Annotated in this window: 26 protein-coding genes and 2 pseudogenes; 13 read left to right on the forward strand and 15 right to left on the reverse strand. The window is 64.9% G+C overall.

Annotated features, from left to right (window positions below; genetic code table 11):
* Positions 1 to 36: 36 nt before the first annotated feature.
* Complete coding sequence (locus tag LRS09_RS00775) at positions 37 to 213, reverse strand: hypothetical protein (RefSeq protein ID WP_257803664.1); 177 nt, start codon at positions 211 to 213, stop codon at positions 37 to 39.
* A 149-nt stretch (positions 214 to 362) separates the two neighbouring features.
* Between LRS09_RS00775 and LRS09_RS00780 the strand changes: the two genes are divergently transcribed.
* Genes LRS09_RS00780 through LRS09_RS00790 form a run of 3 tightly spaced genes read left to right on the forward strand, consistent with a single transcriptional unit; the run spans position 363 to position 3,853 of the window.
* Positions 363 to 1,547 carry a CaiB/BaiF CoA-transferase family protein gene (locus LRS09_RS00780; RefSeq protein WP_257803665.1) on the forward strand — a complete coding sequence of 395 codons (1,185 nt, stop codon included), beginning with the start codon at positions 363 to 365 and terminating at the stop codon, positions 1,545 to 1,547.
* Positions 1,544 to 2,176, forward strand: a complete 633-nt coding sequence (locus LRS09_RS00785; RefSeq protein WP_257803666.1) for a LysE family translocator — start codon at positions 1,544 to 1,546, stop codon at positions 2,174 to 2,176. Before LRS09_RS00780 ends, LRS09_RS00785 begins: the two co-directional genes overlap by 4 nt.
* 27 nt (positions 2,177 to 2,203) lie before the next feature.
* Complete coding sequence (locus tag LRS09_RS00790) at positions 2,204 to 3,853, forward strand: thiamine pyrophosphate-binding protein (RefSeq protein ID WP_257803667.1); 1,650 nt, start codon at positions 2,204 to 2,206, stop codon at positions 3,851 to 3,853.
* 39 nt (positions 3,854 to 3,892) lie between these two features.
* Here the strand turns inward: LRS09_RS00790 and LRS09_RS00795 are convergent, their stop codons facing one another.
* Positions 3,893 to 4,828 (reverse strand): helix-turn-helix domain-containing protein, encoded by a 936-nt coding sequence (locus LRS09_RS00795; RefSeq protein ID WP_257803668.1) that lies wholly within the window; start codon positions 4,826 to 4,828, stop codon positions 3,893 to 3,895.
* A 50-nt stretch (positions 4,829 to 4,878) separates the two neighbouring features.
* Here LRS09_RS00795 and pobA point away from each other — a divergent pair, with 50 nt between their 5' ends.
* From pobA to LRS09_RS00820, 5 genes and pseudogenes are all read left to right on the forward strand, one after another.
* Positions 4,879 to 6,051, forward strand: a complete 1,173-nt coding sequence (gene pobA, locus LRS09_RS00800) for a 4-hydroxybenzoate 3-monooxygenase (protein ID WP_257803669.1) — start codon at positions 4,879 to 4,881, stop codon at positions 6,049 to 6,051.
* Between the two features lie 21 nt (positions 6,052 to 6,072).
* Positions 6,073 to 6,471: a 4-carboxymuconolactone decarboxylase gene (pcaC, locus tag LRS09_RS00805; RefSeq protein WP_257803670.1), complete on the forward strand. Its 399-nt coding sequence runs from the start codon at positions 6,073 to 6,075 to the stop codon at positions 6,469 to 6,471.
* A gap of 10 nt (positions 6,472 to 6,481) precedes the next feature.
* A pseudogene (pcaH, locus tag LRS09_RS00810) lies at positions 6,482 to 7,223 on the forward strand (protocatechuate 3,4-dioxygenase subunit beta).
* A 1-nt stretch (position 7,224) separates the two neighbouring features.
* Complete coding sequence (gene pcaG / locus LRS09_RS00815) at positions 7,225 to 7,839, forward strand: protocatechuate 3,4-dioxygenase subunit alpha (RefSeq protein ID WP_257803671.1); 615 nt, start codon at positions 7,225 to 7,227, stop codon at positions 7,837 to 7,839.
* Positions 7,840 to 7,858: 19 nt separating this feature from the next.
* On the forward strand, positions 7,859 to 8,920 hold the full coding sequence (locus tag LRS09_RS00820; protein WP_257803672.1) for a 3-carboxy-cis,cis-muconate cycloisomerase: 1,062 nt from the start codon (positions 7,859 to 7,861) through the stop codon (positions 8,918 to 8,920).
* Between the two features lie 6 nt (positions 8,921 to 8,926).
* On the opposite strand, the gene LRS09_RS00825 is transcribed toward LRS09_RS00820, so the two are convergent.
* Positions 8,927 to 9,055 (reverse strand): hypothetical protein, encoded by a 129-nt coding sequence (locus LRS09_RS00825; RefSeq protein WP_257803674.1) that lies wholly within the window; start codon positions 9,053 to 9,055, stop codon positions 8,927 to 8,929.
* 123 nt (positions 9,056 to 9,178) lie between these two features.
* A pseudogene (locus LRS09_RS00830) lies at positions 9,179 to 9,584 on the reverse strand (CHRD domain-containing protein).
* Between LRS09_RS00830 and LRS09_RS00835 the strand changes: the two are divergent.
* Positions 9,478 to 9,813: a hypothetical protein gene (locus LRS09_RS00835; RefSeq protein WP_257810326.1), complete on the forward strand. Its 336-nt coding sequence runs from the start codon at positions 9,478 to 9,480 to the stop codon at positions 9,811 to 9,813. The pseudogene LRS09_RS00830 and the gene LRS09_RS00835 sit on opposite strands and share 107 nt — an antisense overlap.
* On the opposite strand, the gene LRS09_RS00840 is transcribed toward LRS09_RS00835, so the two are convergent.
* The 4 genes from LRS09_RS00840 to LRS09_RS00855 all read right to left on the reverse strand — a co-directional run bounded on the left by LRS09_RS00840 (position 9,806) and on the right by LRS09_RS00855 (position 13,681).
* A complete protein-coding gene (locus LRS09_RS00840; RefSeq protein ID WP_257803675.1) occupies positions 9,806 to 10,777 on the reverse strand; it encodes an ABC transporter substrate-binding protein in 972 nt (323 codons plus the stop codon). The two genes, LRS09_RS00835 and LRS09_RS00840, sit on opposite strands and share 8 nt — an antisense overlap.
* Before the next feature lie 22 nt (positions 10,778 to 10,799).
* Positions 10,800 to 11,954: an ABC transporter permease gene (locus tag LRS09_RS00845; protein ID WP_257803676.1), complete on the reverse strand. Its 1,155-nt coding sequence runs from the start codon at positions 11,952 to 11,954 to the stop codon at positions 10,800 to 10,802.
* Entirely contained in the window at positions 11,951 to 12,829 is an 879-nt protein-coding gene (locus tag LRS09_RS00850) for an ABC transporter permease (protein ID WP_257803678.1), read from the reverse strand. Before LRS09_RS00850 ends, LRS09_RS00845 begins: the two co-directional genes overlap by 4 nt.
* 72 nt (positions 12,830 to 12,901) lie before the next feature.
* Complete coding sequence (locus LRS09_RS00855; protein ID WP_257803679.1) at positions 12,902 to 13,681, reverse strand: ABC transporter ATP-binding protein; 780 nt, start codon at positions 13,679 to 13,681, stop codon at positions 12,902 to 12,904.
* A 189-nt stretch (positions 13,682 to 13,870) separates the two neighbouring features.
* On the opposite strand from LRS09_RS00855, the gene LRS09_RS00860 reads away from it, so the two are divergent.
* Entirely contained in the window at positions 13,871 to 14,281 is a 411-nt protein-coding gene (locus tag LRS09_RS00860) for a cupin domain-containing protein (RefSeq protein WP_257803682.1), read from the forward strand.
* Positions 14,282 to 14,284: 3 nt separating this feature from the next.
* Here the strand turns inward: LRS09_RS00860 and LRS09_RS00865 are convergent, their stop codons facing one another.
* From LRS09_RS00865 to LRS09_RS00895, 7 genes are all read right to left on the reverse strand, one after another.
* A complete protein-coding gene (locus LRS09_RS00865) occupies positions 14,285 to 14,671 on the reverse strand; it encodes a hypothetical protein (RefSeq protein ID WP_257803683.1) in 387 nt (128 codons plus the stop codon).
* Positions 14,668 to 16,119 carry a dihydropyrimidinase gene (gene hydA / locus LRS09_RS00870; RefSeq protein WP_257803685.1) on the reverse strand — a complete coding sequence of 484 codons (1,452 nt, stop codon included), beginning with the start codon at positions 16,117 to 16,119 and terminating at the stop codon, positions 14,668 to 14,670. The genes LRS09_RS00865 and hydA overlap by 4 nt, the downstream gene beginning before the upstream one ends.
* A gap of 79 nt (positions 16,120 to 16,198) precedes the next feature.
* Entirely contained in the window at positions 16,199 to 17,089 is an 891-nt protein-coding gene (locus LRS09_RS00875; RefSeq protein WP_257803686.1) for a hypothetical protein, read from the reverse strand.
* Positions 17,090 to 17,725, reverse strand: a complete 636-nt coding sequence (locus LRS09_RS00880; RefSeq protein ID WP_257803689.1) for a LysE family translocator — start codon at positions 17,723 to 17,725, stop codon at positions 17,090 to 17,092.
* 4 nt (positions 17,726 to 17,729) lie between these two features.
* A complete protein-coding gene (locus LRS09_RS00885) occupies positions 17,730 to 18,980 on the reverse strand; it encodes a Zn-dependent hydrolase (protein WP_257803690.1) in 1,251 nt (416 codons plus the stop codon).
* A gap of 9 nt (positions 18,981 to 18,989) precedes the next feature.
* Positions 18,990 to 19,286 (reverse strand): cupin domain-containing protein, encoded by a 297-nt coding sequence (locus LRS09_RS00890; protein ID WP_257803691.1) that lies wholly within the window; start codon positions 19,284 to 19,286, stop codon positions 18,990 to 18,992.
* A complete protein-coding gene (locus tag LRS09_RS00895) occupies positions 19,283 to 20,608 on the reverse strand; it encodes an aspartate aminotransferase family protein (RefSeq protein ID WP_257803692.1) in 1,326 nt (441 codons plus the stop codon). The genes LRS09_RS00890 and LRS09_RS00895 overlap by 4 nt, the downstream gene beginning before the upstream one ends.
* 241 nt (positions 20,609 to 20,849) lie before the next feature.
* On the opposite strand from LRS09_RS00895, the gene LRS09_RS00900 reads away from it, so the two are divergent.
* The 3 genes from LRS09_RS00900 to LRS09_RS00910 all read left to right on the forward strand — a co-directional run bounded on the left by LRS09_RS00900 (position 20,850) and on the right by LRS09_RS00910 (position 24,717).
* Positions 20,850 to 21,509 carry a TetR family transcriptional regulator C-terminal domain-containing protein gene (locus LRS09_RS00900; protein ID WP_257803693.1) on the forward strand — a complete coding sequence of 220 codons (660 nt, stop codon included), beginning with the start codon at positions 20,850 to 20,852 and terminating at the stop codon, positions 21,507 to 21,509.
* A 52-nt stretch (positions 21,510 to 21,561) separates the two neighbouring features.
* Complete coding sequence (locus tag LRS09_RS00905; RefSeq protein WP_257803695.1) at positions 21,562 to 22,539, forward strand: TAXI family TRAP transporter solute-binding subunit; 978 nt, start codon at positions 21,562 to 21,564, stop codon at positions 22,537 to 22,539.
* Between the two features lie 99 nt (positions 22,540 to 22,638).
* The gene (locus LRS09_RS00910) at positions 22,639 to 24,717 is read left to right on the forward strand and encodes a TRAP transporter permease (RefSeq protein WP_257803696.1); all 2,079 of its coding nucleotides are present in this window, start codon (positions 22,639 to 22,641) and stop codon (positions 24,715 to 24,717) included.
* Positions 24,718 to 24,737: the final 20 nt, after the last annotated feature.

Here is a 24,737-nt window from a genome sequence, read left to right on the forward strand (position 1 = left end):
CCCATCCCTGTCGCGCCCTAGTTTATCGTTATGACTTCAGGAGTATCCATCGCCGTCGGGATCGCGCTCGGCGTGGCCATCGGTCTGGCGCTCGACAATATTGCCATGGGAATCGGCATCGGGCTCGCGCTCGGGATAGCCATTGGGCTGATAAGCAAACGGCGCTGAGCCGTCCAATCTCAAACCGATTGTTCGTCCGTCCGCAGCAGCCACGCCTGCACGCCGAGCCTGGCGAAGCCGACCGGCTCCAGGCAGGCCACGTTCCTGCTCCGCCAGAGGGGCACGTGCCGTGTGGCACAAGGCAGGCCCGTGACATCGCTTCCGGCCGCTGCTAGTCAGCCGGCAATCGGAGTCTCTCACGCATGTCCAAGCCACCGCTCTCCGGCATCCGCGTCATCGAGTTGGCCCGCATCCTCGCCGGCCCCTGGGCCGGACAGGTGCTTGCCGACCTCGGCGCGGACGTGATCAAGGTGGAGAATCCGGACGGCGGTGACGACACCCGCAAATGGGGCCCGCCCTTCGTGACGGCCAAGGACGGCGCCAACCTGTCGGCCGCCTATTACCATTCGACCAACCGCGGCAAACGCTCGATCGGCATCGACTTCACCACGCCCGAGGGCGCCGAGACGCTCAGGAAGCTGATTGCCGACGCCGACGTGCTGATCGAGAACTTCAAGGTCGGCGGCCTGAAGAAATACGGCTTCGACTACGACAGCGTGAAGGCACTCAACCCGCGCCTTGTCTACTGCTCCATCACCGGCTTCGGCCAGACCGGCCCCTACGCGCCGCGCGCCGGCTACGACTTCATCATCCAGGGAATGTCCGGCATGATGTCGATCACCGGCGAGGCAGGCCGCGAGCCGCAGAAGGCGGGCGTCGCGATCTCCGACATCTTCACCGGCCTCTATTCCGTCATCGCCATCCAGGCGGCCCTTCGCCATGCCGAAGCGACCGGCGAGGGCCAGCACATAGATATGGCACTCTACGACACGCAGATCTCGGTGCTCGGCAACCAGAACCTCAACTATCTCGTCTCCGGCAAAGCGCCGATCCAGATGGGCAACGCTCACATGAACATCGCGCCCTACGAGGTACTGCCGCTGGCCGATGGCCACTTCATCCTCGCGGCGGGTAATGACGGGCAGTTCCAGCGCTTCTGCAAGGTTGTCGGCCTCGACGAACTGCCCGCCGATCCCGATTTCGCGACCAATCCTGCGCGCGTGGTCAACCGCGCCCGCCTGCGCGAAAAGCTGGTCGCCGCGCTCGCCTCGTGGACCCGCGCCGACCTGCTGCCGAAGCTTGACGCGGCCGCGGTGCCGGCGAGCCCGATCAACAACATCGCCGAGAGCTTCGCCGACCCGCAGGCGATCGCGCGCGGCATGCGGATTGACCTCCCCGACGGCCACGGCGAGACGTTGCCCGGGGTGCGCGCGCCGATGCTGTTCTCGGCGACCCCGATCGAATACTCTCGCCCCTCGCCGAGGCTCGGAGAGCACACGGCGGAAATCCTGGCTGAACTCGACCAAAGCAAGGAACGCGATCGATGAGCGTCTGGACTCTCCTGGCCTTCTCCGCCGTCGCCTTCATCGCCATTGCCACGCCCGGCCCGACGGTGCTGCTGGCGCTTGCCAACGGGTCGCGCTTCGGCTTCCGCCGCGCGGCATGGGGAATGGCCGGGGCCGCGACGTCGGACTTCGTTCTGGTCGGCGCGGCGGCAATCGGCCTCGGTGCGCTGCTCGCCGCATCCGAGTTCTGGTTCGCGGTCGTCAAATGGGTCGGCGTTGCCTACCTCGCCTGGCTCGGCATCCAGCTTCTGCGGTCGCGCGGCAGCCTCGATCCCGCGGCCCTCGCCTCGACAGACCAGCTTCGCGGGTCGCCGCGCGCGCTGTTCGGGAAGAGCTTCTTTGTCGCGGTGACGAACCCCAAGGGATACCTCTTCGTCTCGGCTTTCCTGCCGCAGTTCGTGTCCGCCTCTGGCCCTCAGCTTCCCCAATATGCGGTCCTGGCCATCCTCTTCGCTGCGATCGACGTGGCGGTGATGGCCATGTACGCGGGCTTCGGCGCGCAGGCGGTGCGCGTGCTGACGCGCGGCGGCCTGGTCTGGCTCGACCGCGCCTGCGGCGGTGCGCTTCTGGCGCTTGCCGGCTCCCTCGCCTTCTATCGCAAGGCGGCCTGATATCCGAACCGACCGAGAGGACATCGCATGAAGACCGGCGGACAGCTCATCGTCGACTGCCTCGAAGCCAACGGCGTCGAACGCATCTATTCGGTACCCGGCGAGAGTTATCTCGCCGTGCTGGACGCGCTGCATGACTCGAAGATCGCGAACATCGTCTGCCGCCAGGAAGGCGGGGCCGCGATGATGGCGGATTGCGAAGGCCGCCTGACCGGAAAACCGGGCATCTGCTTCGTCACCCGCGGCCCCGGCGCCACCAACGCATCGGCCGGGATCCACATATCGCGGCAAGATTCCAATCCGGTCGTCATGTTCGTCGGCCAGGTCGCACGCGGCAATCTCGAGCGCGAGGCGTTTCAGGAGGTCGACTACCGGGCCTTCTTCGGCTCGATGGCCAAATGGGTGGTCGAGATCGACGACGCCCGCCGTATTCCCGAACTCGTCACCCGCGCCTTCGCCGTCGCCACCTCCGGACGCCCGGGCCCGGTGATCGTTGCCCTGCCGGAAGATATGCTGACCGACGAGGTGGAAGCGCCGGTGCCCCTGCCCTTCGTGCCGGTGGACAGCGCGCCCGGCGAGGCGGAGATGGCCGCCACCGTCGCCCTGCTGGAAAAGGCCGAGCGGCCCTTCGTCATCCTCGGCGGCACGCGTTGGACAGCCGACGCGGTCAAGGCCATGTGCGGCGCGCTGGAGCGGTGGAAGCTTCCCGCCGGCTGCTCCTTCCGCCGCCAGGCGCTCTGCGACCAGCTTCACGTCTCCTACGCGGGCGACATCGGTATCGGCATCAACCCGAAGCTCGGCGACTATATCAAGAAGTCCGACCTGATCCTGCTCGTCGGCTGCCGCTTCGGTGAAATGCCGTCCGCCGACTACACATTGATGAAGAGCCCCTATCCCGACCAGAAGCTGGTTCACATCTATCCCGACCCGCACGAACTCGGCCGCGTCTATCGCCCGACCGTCGCGATCAACGCCACGCCGGCAGCGTTTGCCCACGCCCTGGCCAGGACTACACCGCGAGCCACGCCGGTCTGGGCGAACCGAACTGCCGAGATGCATGAAGACTACCTCGCATGGTCGACGCCGCCGGCCGACGGCCCCGGTCCGGTCAAGATCGGTCCGATCATGGCCTGGCTGGAGGAACACCTGCCGAAGGATGCGATCATCGCCAACGGCGCCGGCAACTTCGCCACCTGGATTCACAGGTTCCACCGCTTCCGCAGCTTCAACTCGCAGGCCGCCCCCACCTCGGGCTCCATGGGCTACGGCGTGCCGGGCGGCGTCGCCGCCAAGCTGACGTTTCCCGAACGCGAGGTCATTGTCTGGGCCGGCGACGGCGACTTCCTGATGAACGGCCAGGAGTTCGCAACAGCAATCCAGTATGGCGCACCGATCATCGTCGTGATCCTCAACAACGGCATCTACGGCACGATCCGCATGCATCAGGAGCGCGAATATCCCGGCCGCGTCTCCGGCACGACATTGCAGAATCCGGACTTCGCGGCCCTCGCCCGCGCCTATGGCGGCCACGGCGAAACGGTGGCGAAGACGGACGAATTCGCGCCCGCCTTCGAGCGGGCCCGCGCCAGCGGCAAGCCGTCGATTATCGAGATCAAGCTCGACCCCGAAGCGATCACGCCGACGCGCACGCTGACCCAGATTCGCGAAGGAAAGTAGGCGACGCCTTGCGCGCCCCGGGACGCAGGCCGCGCCGGCTCAAGCCGACTCGGGCGGCGCAAGCCGTCCCCTCTCCGTCGCGCGATACGCTCCCGGTGTCAGTCCCGTCTGCCGCCGGAAGAAACGGTTGAAATAGGCTGGATCGGCAAATCCGAGCGATTCCGCGATGCGGTTCACCGGCGTCGGCGTGAAGACGAGGTCGCGGCAGGCCGCCTCGGTGACGCGCCGCACGATCAGCCCCTGCAATGTCTGTCCCGTGACCGCGCGCGCGATGCGGTTGAGCTGGGAGACGGAGACACCCATCCGCTCGGCATAGAACGCCGCCGGCAGGCCGTGACGGTAATGCGCGGCCACCAGCGTCTCCAGCATCTGCGCGCGCGAACTCTGGATGTCGGGCGCCGCTGCGTCGTCGGAGCGCTCGGCAGCCCAGATCCGCGCTAGGCCGACCACAGCGAGCGCCGTCAGTGCCTCCAGCGCCGCCGCGCGTCCGACCGGCCGGTCGCGCATCTCCGAGTCGATGCGCAGGAGGATGTCGTCGATACCATCCGCGACGGAAAGGACACGCACCGCATCCGCAAAGGCTGCGATGTGCCTGTCCGCTGAAGCCAGCGAGACCAGCCGGTCCGCCAGAGCCGTCACGACGATGCCGCCCACCGACGGCGAGAAGCGGAAGCCGTGCACCGCCCCGGAAGGGATGAAGAGAATGCAGGGCGCTGCAAGCCGCGTCACCGAGCGGCCGTCGAGTACCTCACCCTCGCCCTCTGTCACCAGGAACATCTGGAACAGCGACGGGTGTCGGTGCGTGGCGATCTCGAAGCGGTGCAGCCGCGAGCGTTCCGGCAGCGGTTCGCAATGGATCCAGAAGTCGGCCGCCTCCTCGCGCGCCTCGCGATAGAGCCGGTATTCGGGAACGTCGTTGGGAGCTTTCCGGACATCCATGCGCGGATTGTGCAGTCTTATGCCCGAAATGTCCATTGTTTGGCCTTCTGCGTGCGTTCAACGTGCAAGCACCAAGGGAGGAATACTTGCGAACCCAGGTCGCCATCATCGGCTCTGGCCCGTCAGGGCTGCTTCTCGGTCAACTGCTCTCTGATGCGGGCATCGACAACGTCATCCTCGAACGCTCGTCGAAGGCGCACGTCCTTGAGCGCATCCGTGCCGGCGTTCTCGAAGAAGGCACCTGCGATCTACTCGACCGCGCCGGCGCCGGCGAACGCATGCGCCGCGAGGGATTGCCGCATGACGGCTTCGACCTGACCTTCGACGGCAAGCGCCACCGCATCGACCTGCACGACCTGACGGGCGGCAGGCGGGTCATGGTCTATGGCCAGACCGAGGTGACGAAAGACCTGATGGACCGCCGCGAGGCGACCGGCGGCAAGACCTTTTACGAAGCGGCCGATGTCGAGCCCCGCGACTTCGCCGGCGAGCGCCCCTACCTGACATTCAGGCACGGCGGCGTCGAGCACCGTCTTAACTGCGATTTCATCGCCGGCTGCGACGGCTATCACGGCGCCTCCCGCAAGGCCGTGCCGGCGGATGCGATCCAGCTCTTCGAGCGGGTCTATCCGTTCGGCTGGCTGGGCATCATCGCCGAGGTGCCGCCGGTCAATCACGAGCTGATCTACGCCAATCACCCGCGTGGCTTCGCGCTCTGCTCGATGCGCTCGCACACCCGCTCGCGCTACTATGTCCAGGTCGCCTCCGACGAAAAGGTCGAGAACTGGTCGGATGAACGCTTCTGGGACGAGATACGGCGACGGCTGCCGCCTGCGACGGCCGATGCGATGACCATAGGCCCGTCGATCGAGAAGTCGGTCGCGCCGCTGCGCTCCTTCGTCGCCGAGCCGATGCGCTTCGGGAAGATGTTCCTCGTCGGAGACGCCGCCCACATCGTGCCGCCGACCGGCGCCAAGGGCTTGAATCTCGCCGCGAGCGATGTCCATTATCTCTTTGAAGGACTTCGGGAATTCTATCTCGACAAATCGACCGCCGGCGTCGACGCCTACTCGGCACGCGCCCTGTCACGCGTCTGGAAGGCGGAGCGGTTCTCCTGGTGGATGACCTCGCTGATGCATCTCTTGCCGGACAACGGCCCCTTCGGCCAGCGCATCCAGGAGGCGGAACTCGGCTATCTGGCGAATTCCCGCGCGGCATCGACGGCCCTTGCGGAGAACTATGTCGGTCTGCCCTACTAGGCAGCTCGTAGGGAGGAATACATGAGCAATGAGGACGGCAAGGAGGATCGGATCGAAACGGGCATGAAGACCCGCCGTTTGGTGCTGGGTGACGCCTGGGTCGACGCGGCGAATGCGCGCCGCACCGAGTTCGATTCCGACTTCCAGGACTATATCACCGGCATGGCCTGGAACGACGTCTGGTCGCGCCCCGGCCTGACGAAACGCGAGCGCTCGATGATCACCATCGCGCTGCTGGCCGGCCTCGGCCAGTGGGACGAGGTTGCCATGCATACCAGGGCAACGCTGAACACCGGCGCCAGCCGCGACGACCTGCGCGAGGTGATGTTCCACGTTGCCGTCTATGCTGGCGTGCCCGCGGCCAATCATGCGATCAAGGTCATGAAGCAGGTCTTTGCCGAGATCGACGCAAAAGTCTGAGGAGGAACCCATGTCCAACAACCGCCCGGAGACCGGCTCTTTCTTCGCCCGCGACCGCGAATGGCAGCCTCCGGCCTTCACGCCCTGGCTACAAGACTTCGGTGCTGCGTTCGCCGCAAAGGGCGATGATCTCGCTCGACAACACGATTTCAGAGATCACCGGGCCGGTCTTCGGCCACAACATGCTGGGCGCACTCGACGACGACCTGATCCACAATTTCGCCAGCCCGGGCGAAAGCGCCATCGGCCAGCGCGTCATCGTCTACGGCCGCGTGCTAGACGAGCGAGGCAAGGGTGTTCCCGGCGCTTTGCTGGAGTTCTGGCAGGCCAACGCCGGCGGTCGCTACCGCCACAAGAAGGAAACCTACCTCGCGCCACTCGATCCCAATTTCGGTGGCTGCGGCCGCACCATCACCGACGAGGACGGCGCCTACGCCTTCCGGACCATCAAGCCAGGCCCCTACCCCTGGCCGAACGGCCCCAACGACTGGCGGCCTGCCCACATCCACTTCTCGATCTTCGGCCACGGCTTCGCCCAGCGGCTGATCACGCAGATGTATTTCGAGGGCGACCCGCTGATCTGGAAATGCCCGATCGTCAGGACCATCCCCGACAAGGCCGCGATCGAACAGTTGATCGCACCGCTCGACATGGAGGCGACCATCCCGATGGATGCCCGCGCCTACAAGTTCGACATCGTCCTGCGCGGCCGCCGCTCGACCATGTTCGAGAACCGGTTGGAGGGAAACTAGGATGGCCCAGTCGCTCAACCGCCTCAAGGAATCCGCCTCGCAGACCGCCGGGCCATACGTCCATATCGGTCTGACCCCGAATTTCGCCGAGATCACCGGTGTCTATTCCGAGGATCTCGGCATCTCCATGGTCAACGAAAGGACCAGGGGCGAGCGCATTACGGTCAAGGTGCGCGTCATAGACGGCGCCGATACGCCACTGAAGGACGCGCTGGTCGAGATCTGGCAGGCAGATGCCGCCGGCCTCTACAACTCGCCGTCGGAAATGCGTGGCGCCGCCGATCCGAACTTCACCGGCTGGGGCCGTAAAGCCACCGACATGACCACCGGCGAATGCGTCTTCGAGACGATCAAGCCCGGTCGCGTGCCGTTCCGTGACGGCCGCCCGCAGGCGCCGCACATCACCTTCTGGGTCGTCGCGCGCGGCATCAACATCGGCCTACACACCCGGATGTATTTCGCCGACGAGGAAAAGGCCAACGCCGAGGACCCGATCTTCCAGCGCATCGAGCACAAGAACCGCATCCCGACGCTGATCGCGCCGCGGGACGGGAACACCTACACCTTCGACATCCGCTTGCAGGGCGAGAAGGAAACCATCTTCTTCGACATCTGAGCCCGTGCGATAAGGCCGCATGACCGTCTCGCCCTTCGACCACCCGATCCTGTCCGGCTTGCTCGGGGACGCCGAGCTTGCCGGCTTCTTCTCGACCGAGGCCGAACTCGACGCGATGCTTCGCTTCGAGGCGACCCTTGCCGAGGCCGAGGGTGCGGAGGGCATCATCCCGGCCGACGCTGCCAAAGCGATCGCCGCCGTCCTGCCGCGGGCAGCGCTTCACCACGCCGCGCTCCGCGAGGCGACGCAGCGCGACGGTGTGATCGTTCCGGAACTCGTGCGTCAACTGCGTATTGCGGCCGGCCAGGAGCATGGCGTGCATGTTCATGCCGGCGCGACAAGCCAGGACGTCATCGACACCGGCCTCGCGCTGCGGCTTGTCGGCATCCTTTCGATCCTCGATGCAAGACTCGCGGGACTGATCGCGACGCTCGACGCGCTCGGCGCCCGCGACGGCGGGATCGAGACCATGGGCCATACCCGCATGCAGGCTGCGATCCCCGTTCCGGCCGCGCGCAAGATCCTGAGCTGGCGCGACCCTCTGATACGCCATCGCGAACGCCTCGCAGCCGTGCGTGCCGATCTCGAGATCGCGCATTTCGGCGGCGCGGCCGGCACGCTGGAAAAACTCGGCGACAAGGGAGAAGCCGTCGGCCGCCGCCTCGCTGCCGCGCTCGGCCTCGCTTACGTTCCTCGCCCGCGCCACAGCGAGCGCGACGGCATCGCAGCGTTGGCGTCCTGGCTGTCGCTGGTCACCGGCAGCCTCGGCAAGATGGGGCAGGACGTGGCGCTGCTGGCGCAGAGCGAGGTCGCGGAGGTGAGGCTCGCGGGCGGCGGCGGCTCTTCCGCCATGCCGCATAAGGTCAATCCGGTCGGCGCGGAAGTGCTCGTCACGCTTGCCCGCTTCAACGCCACCCTTCTGTCGGGCATGCATCAGGCGCTGGTGCACGAGAACGAGCGCTCGGGCACCGCCTGGACGCTGGAATGGATGCTGCTGCCGCAGATGGTCCTCGCGGCGGGTGCCGCCCTGCGAACGGCGACGACGCTGGTCGATGGCCTGACCTTCGTCCCAAAGGAGTGACCGCCCTTACAGCCCCGCCATCCTGAGCAGGCGGTTCACCTCGGCAATGACCGCATTTGTCATGTGCCAGTTGTTGTACAGCTGCTCGTAGAGGATGTAGAACGTCACGACGACGACGGCGATGACGATGCGCATGGGTGAGGCTCTCCGGTTCCTGGCAGTGAACCTATGCTCACTTTCCTTGCGCGAATGTTTCGCCGTGCCACCAAATGAAAAGGGGCGGTCGCCCGCCCCTTCAGCCGCTGGTTGCGCGCGGGACTACATCGCCGCCTTCGTCACCTGGCCGCGGATTTCGCCGCCCTTGTTCGCCGCCGTATGCAGGTTGATGTAGTATTTTCCTGCCATCAGGTCGGCGGCCTGCGCCTCGGTCAGCGTGGCCGATCCCTTGATCGGGCTGGCGAGATCGCCCTCGAACGGCACCGCGACACCGGCATTGGCGCCCGCATCCGCCGGACCGTGGAAATGTCCCGCGGCGGCAGGACCGCTGAGGCCGGAATATTCGATCGTCCAGTCGAGCTTCCTGGTGTCGGTGTCGAAGGTGAGTTCCGCGGTGCCCCTTGCCATCGGTCGTCACCGGCGGCGATTGCTGCGCGCCGTCGAGCGTTGCCGCCATCTTCACCATTTCGGCGAGCGACGCGGTTCCGGACAGGAGCAGCGCGGTCACCGCGAGCCCGGCCAGGTTCATCGGAAATGTCGAGTGTGTCATGGATGCTTCCTCTACCTTGGCGCGCTTCGAGCGAGGCGCCGCGACGACGCTGCAGGTGCCGTCAGGAAGACAAACGAAATCCGCCAGGCCTGCTTCCCGACCAACTGAAATAATCCGCCCGACAAAAGAAAAAGGGGCGGTTGCCCCGCCCCTTTCGCAGTCGGATCTGTTGCAGATCGTTACTTGATCGCCGCGTCTGTGATTTCCTTCGTCCAGGCGCCCGACGGCTCCTTGGTCAGGATCTTCTGGTCGAGCAGCGCCTTGGCGGTGCGGTCGTAGGCCGCCTCGATCAGCTTGCCATCGGCATTGTCGATCAGCTTGGCGACCTCGCCCATCATGCGCTTCTGGTGGTTCTCGTCCTGGCCGCCGTTCTCGACCACGATGTCGGCCGCCTCGTCGGGGTTCTTCACCGCGTAGTCCCAGCCCTTCATCGAGGCGCGGACGAACTTGACCATCTTCTCCTTGAAGGCCGGGTCCTTCAGCTTGTCCTCGAGCGCGTAGAGCCCGTCCTCGAGCAGGTCGACGCCCATGGCCGTGTAGTTGAACACGATCAGGTCTTCCGGCTTGTAGCCGGCGTCGATGAGCTGCCAGTATTCGTTGTATGTCATCACCGAGATGCAGTCCGCCTGCTTCTGGATCAGCGGCTGCACGTCGAACGACTGCTTCAGCACCGTCACGCCGTCAGCGCCACCTTCGGTCGGGATGCCGAGCTTGTTCATCCAGGCGTAGAACGGATACTCGTTGCCGAAGAACCAGACGCCGAGCGTGTGGCCCTTGAAGTCGGCTTCGGTCTTGATCGGGCCGTCCTTCGGGCAGACGAGTTCCATGCCGGCCTTCTTGAACGGCTGGGCGATGTTGACGAGGCCGACGCCCTTTTCACGGGCCGCCAGTGCGCCGCCCATCCAGTCGACGATCACGTCGGCGCCGCCGCCGGCGATCACCTGTTCGGGCGCGATGTCCGGGCCGCCCGGCTTGATCGTGACGTCGAGGCCTTCCTCGTCGTAGAAGCCCTTGTCCTTGGCGACGTAGTAGCCGGCAAACTGGGCCTGCGTCACCCATTTGAGCTGCAGCGTCACCGCGTCGGCCGCCTGGGCCTGCACGGCGGCCAGCGACACGCCGCCGGCCAGCATTGCGAAGATGAGTTTTTTCATTCTTGTTCCCTCTGAAGAGCGTCTATCCACCACGGACAGACGGATGCCAGAACGTCACGGCCCTCTCGATAAGGGCCAGCAAGCCGTAGAAGATCGACCCAGCCAGCGCCGCCACCGCGATCTCCGCCCAGACCATGTCGACATTCATCCTGCCGACTTCGGTCGAGATGCGGAAACCCATGCCGACCACCGGCGTGCCGAAGAATTCCGCGACGATAGCGCCAATCAAAGCCAGTGTTGAGTTGATTTTCAAGGCGTTGAAGATGAAAGGCGCGGCGGCCGGAAGCCGCAGCTTGAGAAGTGTCTGCCAATAATCGGCGGCATAGGTTCGCATCAGGTCGCGTTCCATATGTCCGGCGGCCGCCAGACCTGCGACCGTGTTCACCAGCATCGGGAAGAAGGTCATGATCACCACGACCGCGGCCTTGGAATGCCAGTCGAAGCCGAACCACATCACCATGATCGGAGCGACGCCGATGATCGGCAGCGCCGAGACCATGTTGCCGATGGGCATGAGCCCGCGCCGGAGGAACAGGAACCGGTCGGCGAGGATCGCGACGGCGAAGCCGGCAGCGCAGCCGATCGTGTAGCCGATCAGCACGGACTTGAAGATTGTCTGGCGCACGTCTGCCATCAGCGTCGGCAGCGAGGCGGCGAACTTCGCACCGATCGCGGACGGCGGCGGCAGGAGGATGAACGGGATTCCCGCGCCGCGCGTGATCGCCTCCCAGATGATCAAGAGCCAGGCGCCGAACAGCGCGGGCACCAGGAGCCGCACCACGGTCGCCATCGTCCGGTCGGCGATCTTCATGGACGAGAGAACGGTCGCCAGCCTCCAGGCACACAGCCATAGCGCAACGAGCATGAACCAGAACCCCGGCAGCGCCTGTCCTTCGGCCCCCGCGATGCCGCTCAGGAGCAGCCAGGTCGCGACATGCACGAGGACGAGAAGCAGAACCGCCTCGATCCACGGCTTCGGCCGCAGGAGCGTTGTCAACACGGACAGGAACGCCAGGCCGAGAATCAGCGGGCCCGTCAGTTGATAGGGATAAGGCGGACCGGACTCCCCGGCCGACAAGGCCTGTATTTCGCTCGTCGTCCAGCCCGGCGCGAACCAGGCCAGCAACACCAGCACAAGGGCGACAGCCGCCTGCCAGGGGACACGCGCGATGCTCATGCCGGGCGCGCCCCCATCAGGCGCTCGGTCACCTTGCCGGCGATGCCGACAAGCGTGACGAGCAGCATCGCGACGACGGAGCCGGCGACGAGGGCAGCGAACATGTCGATCGTCTGGCTGTAATAGGAGCCGCTGAGCAGCTTGGCGCCGATGCCCGCGACCGCCCCCGTCGGCAATTCGCCGACGATCGCGCCGACCAGGCTGGCGGCGACGGCCACCTTCATCGACGTGAACAGGTAAGGCACCGAGGCCGGCACACGCAGCTTCCAGAACACCTGCGATTTCGAGGCATTGTAGGTGTGCATCAGGTCGAGATGGGTGAATTCCGGCGAGCGCAGCCCCTTCACCATGCCCACGGCGACCGGGAAGAAGGACAGATAGGTCGAGATCAGCGATTTCGGGATCAGCCCGGTGATCCCGACCGCCGCCAGCACCACAATGATCATCGGCGCCAGCGCCAGGATCGGAATCGTCTGCGAGGCAATAATCCACGGCATCAGCGAGCGGTCGAGCGTCGTCACATGCACGATACCGACGGCAATCAGGATGCCGAGCACGGTCCCGAAGGCGAAGCCCATGAGCGTCGCCGACAGCGTCACCCAGGCGTGGTAGACCAGACTGCGGTTGGACGTGACCTTCCTGAGGAAAGTGTTCTCGAAGAAATTCTGCGCCACCTGATGCGGCGCCGGCAGTGTCGGCTTCGGCTGCGTCATCGTCTTGACGACGAACTCCCACGTCGTCGGCGTCTCGCCCGCCCGCCGGTCGAGATCGCGCTGGAACGGGGCGTTGAGCGCGTATGAGCCGATGTACCACGCGGCTACGATCAGCGCGAGGATGACGAGAACGGGGAAAGATCGTTCGGCGAAAGATTTCATCTGCGACCCTCACCAAGTCCCCCTCCCCCTTGTGGGGAGGGGTTAGGGGTGGGGATGACCTTTCTAAAGTCCTCAATCCTCATAGCTGTGCCCTGCCCTCAACCCCTCCCGCACCCGCGCGGCGATGGCGAGGAATTCCGGCGTTTCGCGGATGTCGAGCGGGCGCTCCTTGGGCAGCGTCGACTCGATGATGTCGGTGACGCGGCCCGGCCGCGGGCTCATCACCACGATCTTGGTCGAGAGGTAGACGGCCTCGGGGATCGAGTGCGTCACGAAGCAGATCGTCTTGTTCGTCCGCGCCCATAGTTCCAGCAATTGCTCGTTCAGATGGTCGCGCACGATCTCGTCCAGCGCGCCGAACGGCTCGTCCATCAAAAGCAGGTCGGCGTCGAAGGCGAGTGCGCGCGCGATCGAGGCGCGCTGCTGCATGCCGCCCGACAACTGCCATGGGAACTTCTTCTCGAAGCCCGTGAGGTTGACCAGCGCCAAAGTCCGCCTGATCCGGTCAGCCTGCTCGGCTCTCGAAATCCCCATGATTTCCAGCGGCAGTGCGATGTTCTTCTCGATCGTCCGCCACGGATAAAGCGCCGCCGCCTGGAAAACGTAACCGTAGGCCCGCGCCTCGCGCGCCTTCTCGGGCGTCATGCCGTTGACCGTGATCGTGCCGCCGGTCGGCTTTTCGAGGTCGGCGATGACGCGCAGGAAGGTCGTCTTGCCGCAGCCGGATGGGCCGATGAAGGAAACGAATTCGCCCTTGCCGATCTCGAGATTGACGTCGTTCAGCGCATGCACCGGACCGTCGGCGGTCTGAAAGACCAGATCGAGATTACGGGCGGAAATGATTGATTGCATTCAGGTGCCGGGCCGGATTGCGAGGTGCCGAAAGCGCGACGATAGATCGCCGCACTGCAAACACAAGTGGATTCGCAGCCGCTTTCCCCGGCCCAGACGCCGCAGTCTCGCCGCCTTGCGCAACGAACGGGCGCGGTGTTCAATCCGCGTCGCCGGGATTCGCCGCCCGGCCTTCCGGAAGGCTTGTCCATGACCGAGGTGCCCAGACCGACCTGCCGTGTGGTTCGTCCCGCCGATGCCTATGGCGGCAAGCAGGGGCTGAACTATTTCGCCGGAATCGCGGCCGAGACCGTCGGCTCGAAGGGCCTGTGCATGCATGTCGTCACCATTCCGCCCGGCGCCCGCGCCAGGGCGCATCTGCACGAAGCGCATGAATCGGCCGTCTACGTGCTCTCCGGCACGGCACGCACCTGGTATGGCGAGCGACTGGAGCACTATGCCGACATGGGGCCCGGCGAGATGATGTATATCCCGGCCGGCGTCCCTCACCTGCCTGCCAACCTCGGCACCGAGCCCTGCACCGCGATCATCGCCCGCACCGATCCGAACGAACAGGAAAGCGTCGTGCTCTTGCCGGACCTCGATGCGCTGGCGAAGTAAGCGTCACGGACATTTCCGCACCTCGCCCCAGACGTCGCCCGTCGATTGGCTGATGCGCACGAGCGTGGGATCGGCGTGATCCTTCTCTACAATGTAAGTCTCGACGGTCTGATAGCCCTCGCCTTCGTGGCCGCACAGCCCGGTCACGACCTGGGTGCCGTTCGACGCGGTCGATACCTGGACCCATTCGCACAGCGTGACATAGCTCTCGATGCCGCCTGGCTTGAGCAGTATCATGTCATCGTTTTCGTAGAGCCCGTCCTTGGCATATTTGCACCCGGTCGCATTGCCCCAGGTGCCCTCGAGCGTGAGCGTCGCCTCGGCCCTGGCCGCAACCGGCGCGAGCCCGATGAGTACCAGGGCGACGAGCGACAGAGGGCGCACGCTCACACGCCACTCGCGGGGATGCCCGACCGCTCGACCTTGCGCGGCGCGACGAGCTCCTTCCAGGTCGACAGCGCGCGGTTGACGGCGCCCTTCGGCTCGCGGCCGACGAACTGGCCGTGGCCCGGCTTCGCCTCGACCTTGCCGTCGTTCACCGCAAGCTCCCCGCGGGTGAAGACGTAGCGCGGCAGGCCGGTGACCTCGTAGCCTTCGAACACGTTGTAGTCGATCACCGACTGCTGGCTCTTGGCCGCGATGGTCTTCTTCTTCTTTGGATCCCACACGATCACGTCGGCGTCGGCCCCCTCCACGATCGCGCCCTTCTGCGGATACATGTTGAGGATCTTGGCGATGTTGGTGGAGGTCACCGCGACGAACTCGTTCGGCGTCAGCCGACCCGTGTTGACGCCCGCCGTCCACAACACCGGCAGCCGGTCCTCCAGCCCGCCCGTGCCGTTCGGGATCTTGGTGAAATCGCCGACGCCATAACGCTTCTGGTCGGTGGTGAAGGCGCAGTGGTCCGTCGCCACGCACTGCAGCGAGCCTGCCTGCAGCCCGGCCCAGAGCGAATCCTGGTGCAGCTTATTGCGGAAGGGCGGGCTCATCACGCGCCGTGCCGCATGGTCCCAGTCCTTGTCGAAATACTCTGTCTCGTCGAGCACGAGATGCTGGATCAGCGGCTCGCCATAGACGCGCATGCCCTTCTGGCGCGCCCGGCGGATTGCCTCGTGACTCTGCTCGCAGGAGGTGTGCACGACATAGAGCGGCACGCCGGCCATGTCGGCGATCATGATGGCGCGGTTGGTCGCCTCGCCCTCGACCTCGGGCGGGCGCGAATAGGCGTGCGCCTCGGGGCCGTTGTTGCCTTCGGCGAGCAGCTTTTGCGATAGCGCCGCCACCACGTCGCCATTCTCGGCATGCACCAACGGCAGCGCGCCGAGCTCGGCGCAACGCTGGAAGGAGGCCAGCATCTCGTCGTCGTTGACCATCAGCGAGCCCTTGTAGGCCATGAAGTGCTTGAACGAGGTGATGCCCTTGTCGACGACGGTCTGCATCTCGTCGAACACCTGCTTGCCCCACCAAGTGATCGCCATGTGGAAGGAATAATCGCAGGCCGCCTTCGAGGTCTTGTTGTCCCACATCTGCAGCGCTTCGAGCAGCGACTGGTTGGGCGACGGCAGGCAGAAGTCCACCACCATGGTCGTGCCGCCGGCGAGTGCTGCCCTCGTGCCGCTTTCGAAGTCGTCGGCCGAATAGGTGCCCATGAAGGGCATTTCGAGGTGGGTGTGCGGATCGATGCCGCCGGGCATCACGTAGCAGCCGGTCGCATCGTATTCATGGTCGCCATGCAGGTCCGGACCGATCGCCTCGATCTTGCCGTGCCGGATCAGCACGTCCGCCTTCCAGGTGCGGTCGGCGGTGACGATGGTGCCGTTCTTGATGACTTTGGACATTGTGTTCCCCATTTATCAGCCTCGTTCCGGGCGCGGATCGCGAGATTATCGGCCTCTCGCCGGCGCCTTTCAACATTCGTTATGCCCGACGCGCCCGCCCGCGCGCCCGGCGCTCGCGCCAGCGCCGTAGCTCGTCCATCATTTCGTCGAGCGTACCGAAGATCGGCACCAGCACGGCGAAATGCGCCGGCTTCAGGTCGTGCGAGGGCTTGCAGGCCTCGGCGATCCGCCGCTGGTATTCCTGCGGCGCCCAGATGCGCGAGAATTCGAGGAACTGAACGATGACGTCGTGGCGGATCGCGGTGATACGCTCGAAGTTCGCGCGAAACAGTCCGAACGCGGTGTAGAACGCCGTCAGGATCGACAGACCGATGATGGCCATCAGGATGTTCAGGTCGCCCGAATAATTGCCGAACACAAGTGCCACCACCAGGACAATCACGGAGAAAAGCACGAAGGTCTTGGCGATCCGGTAGGCGGTCGCCATTCCCTCGGTTTCCTCGGCGAATTTCTGCTCGATCGCCTCCTCGATCTCGCGCAGCTTTTTCTTGAACTGGTAGAGCCGCTGGTTCTCCTCGTCGGTGTGTTCCTCGCCGCGCGCCTCGCGCAGGATGTCGAAACCGGCGAGCGTCACGTCGTCGTTCGCCTCCCAACCTGACAGTGGGATGATCGCAGGCGGCAGATACTCGCCGACCCGGTCGAACAGGACGTAGATGATGTGGATCGTCGTCAGAAATACGAACAGGATGAGCAAAAGCGCGAAGTCCGACACGCCGAGCACGTCGAAGATGTTTTGGTAGTTCTGCACGATCTCGTTGAGCAGGTCGGCATTGGGCAGGAAGCCCTCGCTGGCCGAGCCGACATCGGTGAAACCCGACGCGACGTAGAACACGACGCCTGCCACCAAGAGGCGCGACGTCATGAAGTTCGAGAAGCGGATGACGCTCTGGAGAAGCCCTTCGACGTCCATCTAGGCCCTCAGCGTCGCAAGCTTGATCCCGAAGCCGACGAACACCGCGCCGGTCAATCCTTTGACGACGCGCTGTACCCGGCCGCTGCGCGCAATCCGCGAGAGCCGGTCGAACAGCAACACCATCGGCCCGAACCAGGCCATGTTCAGCAAAGCATGCACCGCGACAAGCAAAAATGCGGCCGCAGGAGTGGCGCTGTCGTGCGGGATGAACTGAGGAAATGCTGCGATGTAGAACATCGCCACTTTCGGATTCAGCGCATTGGTGAGGAACCCCTCGCCGAATGCCTTCGCCAGCGATCGTCTGTTCCGCGCCGGCGTCACCTCGATAAGCTCTGTGGGCGCGCCGCGAAACGCTCCGATCAGCGCCTTGACGCCGATCCAGATCAGATACGCCGCACCGGCAAGCTTTACGACAAGGAACAGATTGGCCGACTGGAGAAGCAGCACCGAGAAGCCGAAGGTCGCGAAGGCCCCATGAACGAAGAACGCTACCGCGAAACCGGCAATATTGGCGAACCCGGCGGCCTTGCCCGACGTCGGAACGGTCTTGGCGATCAATACCCCATTGGGACCGGGTGACATGATCAGCAATGCCGCCATCGCGGCGAAGGCCAGGACCGTCGCGACTGTCAAGCTCTCACCCCACGATCTCCGCCGTCTCGACCACCGCATGGAACAGCACGTCCGCCCCCGCGGCCGCCCATTCCTTTGAAATCTCCTCGGCCTCGTTGTGCGATAGGCCGTCGACGCAGGGGCACATCACCATGGCGGTCGGCGCCACCCGGTTGATCCAGCAGGCGTCGTGCCCCGCACCGGAGACGATATTGCGGTGCGTGTAACCGAGGCGTGTCGCCGCGTCGCGGATCGCCTTGACGCAGCCCTCGTCGAAGGTGACCGGGTCGAAATGGCCGACCTGCTCGATCTCATATTTAATGTCGAGCGCCTCGCAGATCAGGTCGACGCCCGCCCTGATCCGATGGTCCATTTCGTCCAGCACGGCTTTGTCCGGCGAGCGGATGTCAATGGTGAAGACGCAACGCCCCGCGATGATGTTGCGCGAATTCGGATAGACCTCCATGTGGCCGATCGCGCCGACCGCATCGGGCTGATAGTCCATCGCCACCTCGTGCACCATCTCGGTCACGCGCGCCATGCCGAGCCCAGCGTTGCGGCGCTTGGGCATCGGCGTCGAGCCGGTATGCGCCTCCTTGCCGGTCAGCGTCACCTGCAGCCATTTCAGCCCTTGGCCGTGGGTCACGACGCCGATGTCGATGCCCTCGTCTTCCAGGATCGGCCCCTGCTCGATATGCAGTTCGAAGAAGGCCTTCATCTTGCGCTGGCCGACTTCCTCGTCGCCCTTCCAGCCGATCCGCTCCAGCTCGTCGCCGAAGCGCTTGCCCTTGGCGTCCTTGCGGTCGTAGGCCCAGTCCTGTTCGTGCACGCCGGCGAACACGCCCGACGCCAGCATGGCCGGCGCAAAGCGCGTGCCTTCCTCGTTGGTCCAGTTGGTCACGACGATCGGGTGCTTCGTCTTGATGCCGAGGTCGTTGAGCGTGCGGATAACTTCCAGTCCGCCGAGCACGCCCAGCACGCCGTCGAACTTGCCGCCGGTCGGCTGGGTATCGAGATGCGAGCCGACATAGACCGGCAGCGCGTCCGGATCCGTCCCCTCGCGCCGCGCGAACATCGTGCCCATCTGGTCGACGCCCATGGTCAGCCCGGCATCGTCGCACCAGCGCTTGAACAGATGCCGCCCCTCGCCGTCCTCGTCGGTCAGCGTCTGGCGATTGTTGCCGCCGGCCACTCCCGGCCCGATCTTCGCCATCTCCATCAGGCTGTCCCACAGCCTGTCCGGATTGATGCGCAGATTTTCGCCGGGTGCCGCCATGCAATGCTCCTATTTCAATTCGACTTCGACGAACGCCATCGGTTCGGATCCGCCATTGACGACGTTGTGCTCGACGCCCTCGTCGCGCCGGTATGCGATGCCGGGTTCCATCTCGACGCGCCGTGAGCCGCCGCCGGGTTCTTCCAGCAGGAATTCGCAGCGCGTGATCGTCGTCACGACATAGTCCATCCCATGACGATGCCATCCGGTCTCCGCGCCGGGCGCGAAGTCCCAGCGCGTGACGCGCACCTTGTCGTCATCGATCAGGACGGTCGAGGTTGCGACCTCGCGCGCCCGGAACGTCAATCCACCATCCTCAGGACTTCGCGGACATGATCGATCAACTCGTTAATCTGGCCCTTGGTGATGATCAGCGGCGGCGACAGCGCGATGATGTCACCGGTGGTGCGGATCAGCGCGCCGCGCTCGAACGCCTTCACGAAGGCCTGGAAGGCCCGCTTGGTCGGCTGCCCGGCGATCGGTTCCAGCTCGATCGCGCCGACGAGGCCAATGTTGCGGATGTCGATCACGTGCGGCTCGCCCTTGAGCGAATGCAGCGCCTCTTCCCAATACGGCGCGAGTTCCTCGCCGCGTGTGAGCAGGCCCTCTTCCTTGTAGGTGTCGAGCGTGGCGATGCCGGCCGCACAGGCGATCGGATTGCCCGAATAGGTGTAGCCGTGGAAGAACTCGATCACATGCTCCGGCCCGTTCATGAAGGCGTCGTGGATCTCCTTCTTCACGAACACCGCGCCCATCGGAATCACGCCGTTAGTGATGCCCTTGGCCGTCGTGATGATGTCCGGCGTGACGCCGAAATAGTCAGCCGCGAACGGCGCGCCGAGACGGCCGAAGCCGGTGATGACCTCGTCGAAGATCAGCAGGATGCCGTGCTTGTCGCAGATCGCGCGCAGCTTCTGCAGATAGCCCTTCGGCGGGATCAGCACGCCGGTCGAACCGGCGACCGGCTCCACGATCACCGCGGCGACGGTCGAGGCATCGTGCAGGGTGACGATGCGCTCCAGCTCGGTCGCAATGTCGGCGCCGTGTTCCGGCTCGCCCTTAGTGAAGCTGTTCTGTCCCGGCAGATGCGTGTGCGGCATATGATCGACGCCGGTGAGCAGCGTGCCGAACATCTTGCGGTTGGTGACGATGCCGCCGACGGAGATGCCGCCGAAATTGACGCCGTGATAGCCGCGCTCGCGGCCGATCAGGCGGAAGCGCGAGCCCTCACCGCGCGCGCGGTGATAAGCGATGGCGATCTTGAGCGCCGTGTCGACCGATTCAGAGCCGGAATTGGTGAAGAACACATGTTCCATGCCCTTCGGCGCGATCTCGACCAGCCGGTTGGCGAATTCGAAGGCCAGCGGATGGCCCATCTGGAAGGCTGGCGCATAGTCGAGCTCGCCCGCCTGCTCGCGGATCGCCTCGGTGATCTTCGGCCGGCAGTGGCCGGCATTGACGCACCACAGGCCAGCCGTGCCGTCGAGCACCTTGCGGCCGTCGGTAGTGGTGAAATGCATGTCCTTCGCCGACACGAACATGCGTGGCGACTGCTTGAACTGCCGGTTCGCGGTGAACGGCATCCAGAAGGCGTTGAGGTCGTTCGGAACGACGCGCGAATGATACATGACCAAGCTTTCCCCTTGTTCTGCTGCCCGGGCAGACGTGCCAACGCTTGGTTATTCGGGCGCAGTCGTGCTACGCAGTTTTTGACCGAACGGACAAAGGTTAGCACCGCCTGTCGGGCGGTCAAGCGCTTGATAGACGATATGGCAGGCCCGATGCGCGCTCCACGGCGTCAAAGTAACTGGTCCAGTCCGTTGGTCCAGATCATTCCGCGGTCCGCGGTGATCCGGGCCCTTAACTGACATGGAAGGCTCTGCCGCCCGTCCCCGCACCCGCATCCAGGCGGAGAAGCGCGAAACGATCCTCGAAGCCGCGCTGGAGGTCTTCTCCACCCACGGGTTCCGCGGTTCCACGATCGACCAGATCGCCGCGGCCGCCGGCATGTCGAAGCCAAACCTGCTCTATTATTTCCGGCGCAAGGAAGACATCTTCACCACGCTGATCCAGCGCCTTCTCGACACCTGGCTCGCGCCGCTGCGCGAGCTGGACGAAGAGGGCGACCCGACGACGGAGCTGCGCAGCTACATCCGCCGCAAGATCGAGATGGCGCGCGACTTCCCGCGCGAGAGCCGCATCTTCGCCAACGAGATCCTGCAGGGCGCACCGCGCATCCTGCCGATGCTGGAGGGCGAGCTGAAACAGCTCGTCGACGAGAAGGCAGTGATCGTCCGTGGCTGGATGCGCTCCGGCCGCATCGCCCGCACCGATCCCTATCACCTGATCTTTTCGATCTGGGCGACGACCCAGCACTATGCCGATTTCGACGTCCAGGTCCGCGCCGTGCTCGGACCCGATCGCGGCGGCGACGGCCGCTTCGAGGACGCCGCCCGTTTTCTGGAGCAGCTTTTTGTCGACGGGCTGAAGCCCAAGACGAATACCCCCGGCGAGCCCCAGCGAGGTTGACAAGCAGTTCGTGGGTTTCCAATCTCGCTGGCCTAACCGGGAGAAAAACAAAATGACCCTCACGATCACCCGCCGCGGCCTCGCCATCGGCGCGGCGTTGCTCATCGCCGGAGGAACCGCCTTCGCACAGCAGACCTTTTTCCGGATCGGGACCGGCGGAACGTCGGGCACCTACTATCCGATCGGCGGCTTGATAGCCAACGCGATCTCCGCCACCGGCGAGAACGGCGTCGAAGGCCTCGTTGCCACCGCCGTCTCGTCGAACGGCTCTGTCGCCAACATCAACGCGATCCAGAGCGGCGCCAGCGAATCCGGCTTCTCGCAGTCCGACGTCGCCTACTGGGCGCATTCGGGCACCGGCCTCTACGACGGCAAGCCGAAGGTGGAGGATCTGCGCCTGATCGCGACCCTCTATCCGGAGACGCTGCACATCGTCGCCCGCGCCGATGCCGGCATCAAGTCGGTGGCCGACCTCAAGGGCAAGCGCGTCTCGATCGACGAGCCCGGCTCGGGAACGATCGTCGACGCCCGCCTCGTCCTTGCCGCCTATGGTCTATCGGAAAAGGACATCACGCCAGAATATCTGAAGCCCGGCCCGTCTGGTGAAAAGATGCGCGATGGCGCGCTCGACGCGTTTTTCTTCGTCGGCGGCTTCCCGGCCGGCGCGATCACGGAACTCGCCGCCTCGACTGCCATCACCCTCGTCCCGGTCTCAGGCCCGGAGGCCGAGAAGCTGATCGCCGACAACCAGTTCTTCGCCGTCAATACTGTGCCGGCCGAGACCTACAAGGGCGTCGGCGAAATGCAGACGATCTCGGTCGCCGCCCAATGGGTGACCAGCGCCAAGCAGCCCGACGATCTGGTCTACAATATCACCAAGGCTCTCTGGAGCGACGGCACCCGCAAGGCGCTCGACGCCGGGCACGCCAAGGGCAAGCAGATCACGCTGGAGAACGCCGTGAGCAGCGCCGGTATCCCGTTCCATCCCGGCGCCGAGAAGTTCTACAAGGAAGCGGGCGTCCTGAAGTAGGCCCGTGCTCATCAGAACAGACTGGAGGCGGGAAGCATGCTTCCCGCCTCTGTTCATATCCAAGGGCCGTAAGAACGGCGCCGTGATCGGACGGAACACATGACGCGACCAGACGGCACCGACGGTGAACTTGAGGACGTTCGGCTCGCGCCGATGGAATTGAACGAGGAGGAGGCGCGCGAACTCGAGGAGAAGTTCGATTCCGAGATGCGCTTCCGCAAGCTTTCGCCGGCAACCGCCTGGCTGGTCGGCTCGGCATTGGTCACGCTGTCGCTGTTCCACTACTACACCGCCGGCTTCGGCCTACTGCACGAGATGGTCCACCGCGGCATCCATCTCTCTTTTGTCCTCGCGCTCGTCTTCCTGGTCTTCCCGTTCTGGAAAAGCGGCTACGACCGTCCCGCGACATCGACGCTTCTCACCCCCCTGGGAATCCCGCTCTACGACTGGATTCTGGCCATCGCCGCAGTCGTCGCCGTCGCGCATGTGCCGCTCATCCCGCTGGACGAACTGGCGTTCCGCGTCGGCAACCCGACCCGGACGGACGTGGCGCTCGGCCTGACGTTGATCGTCGTGCTGCTCGAGGCGACCCGCCGCTCGGTCGGCTGGCCGCTTCCGATCATCGCGCTTCTGTTCATGGCCTACGCGCTCTTCGGCCCTTGGATGCCGAGCATCCTGGTTCATCCGGGCAACACGGTCGCGCAGCTCGTCGACCATCTCTATCTGACCACGCAGGGTATCTACGGCATCGCGCTTGGCGTCGTGGCGACCTACGTTTTCCACTTCGTCCTGTTCGGTGTGTTCGCGACCCGCATCGGCCTCGGCCAGCTCTTTCTCGACTGCGCCGCCTGGGTGGCCGGACGCTATGCCGGCGGCCCTGCGAAAGTGTCCATCTTCGGCTCGGCGCTGTTCGGCATGATCTCGGGATCCTCGGTTGCCAACACCGTCACGGTGGGTTCGCTGACCATCCCGGCGATGATCCGCCTCGGCTACAGACGGCCGTTCGCCGCCGCCGTCGAAGCGGCGTCCTCGACGGGCGGGCAGATCACCCCGCCGATCATGGGAGCGGCCGCCTTCCTGATGATCGAGTTCCTCGAACTGCCCTATACGACGATCATCCTGGCCGCGATCGTGCCGGCCTTCATGCATTTCTTCGGCGTGCTCATGCAGGTCCATTTCGAGGCCAAGCGCAGCGGACTGCGCGGCATGCGGCCGGACGAAATGCCGGACCTGTCGGCTGCATTGAAGCGCGACTGGCCTACCATCATCCCGCTCATCGCGCTGATCGGTGTCCTGCTCGCCGGCTATACGCCCTATCTCGCCGCCTTCTGGGGCATCACGCTGTGCATCGTCGTCGGCCTGCTCAATCCACGTCGCCGCATGACGTTCCTTGAGGTGTTCGAAGGGCTGCGTGACGGCGCGAAATACGCTCTGGCCGTCGGCGCCGCGGCGGCGACCGTCGGCATCGTCGTCGGCGTCGTCACCCTCACCGGCGTCGGCTTCAAGGTGTCCTACATAGTCACCTCGACAGCCGCCGAGATGGCAGCCTTCGTCGGCACGATCCTGCCGGTTGACTGGTTCGCGCCGACCACGCTGACGCTTCTCTTCACGCTGCTTATGACGGGCGTGGTTTGCATCCTGATGGGATGCGGCATCCCGACGACCGCCAATTACATCATCATGGTGACGATCGCCGCCCCATCGCTGGTCATGCTGGGCGTCGAACCCATCGTCGCCCACTTCTTCGTCTTCTACTACGGTGTCCTGGCCGACATCACGCCTCCGGTGGCGCTCGCCGCCTACGCCGCCGCCGGCATGGCCGGGGCCGACCCGTTCAAGACCGGCAACCTTGCCTTCCGCCTTGGACTCGGCAAGGTGCTCGTGCCGTTCGTCTTCGTCTTCTCGCCCTCTCTTCTGCTCGTGACGAAGGACTTCACCTGGTCCAGCTTCATCCTCGCCTTCGGCGGCTGCGCATTCGGCATTGTCTGCCTAAGCGCGGCCCTGTCGCGCTACATGCTGGTTCCCACCAGAGCATGGGAGAACATCTTGCTTGTCGTCGCTGCCATGCTAATGATCGCGCCTGAAGGATATTCCACCGCGATAGGAGCAATCCTGGTCCTGCCGGTGCTCTTGCGCCAGTTCGCCGCCTTCAGGGCACCCCCTGCCCTGGCGAGTTAGTCGTCTGCCAACGGGCAGGC

The sequence above is a fragment of the Mesorhizobium sp. J428 genome, assembly GCF_024699925.1.
Taxonomy (GTDB): Bacteria; Pseudomonadota; Alphaproteobacteria; order Rhizobiales; family Rhizobiaceae; genus Mesorhizobium_A.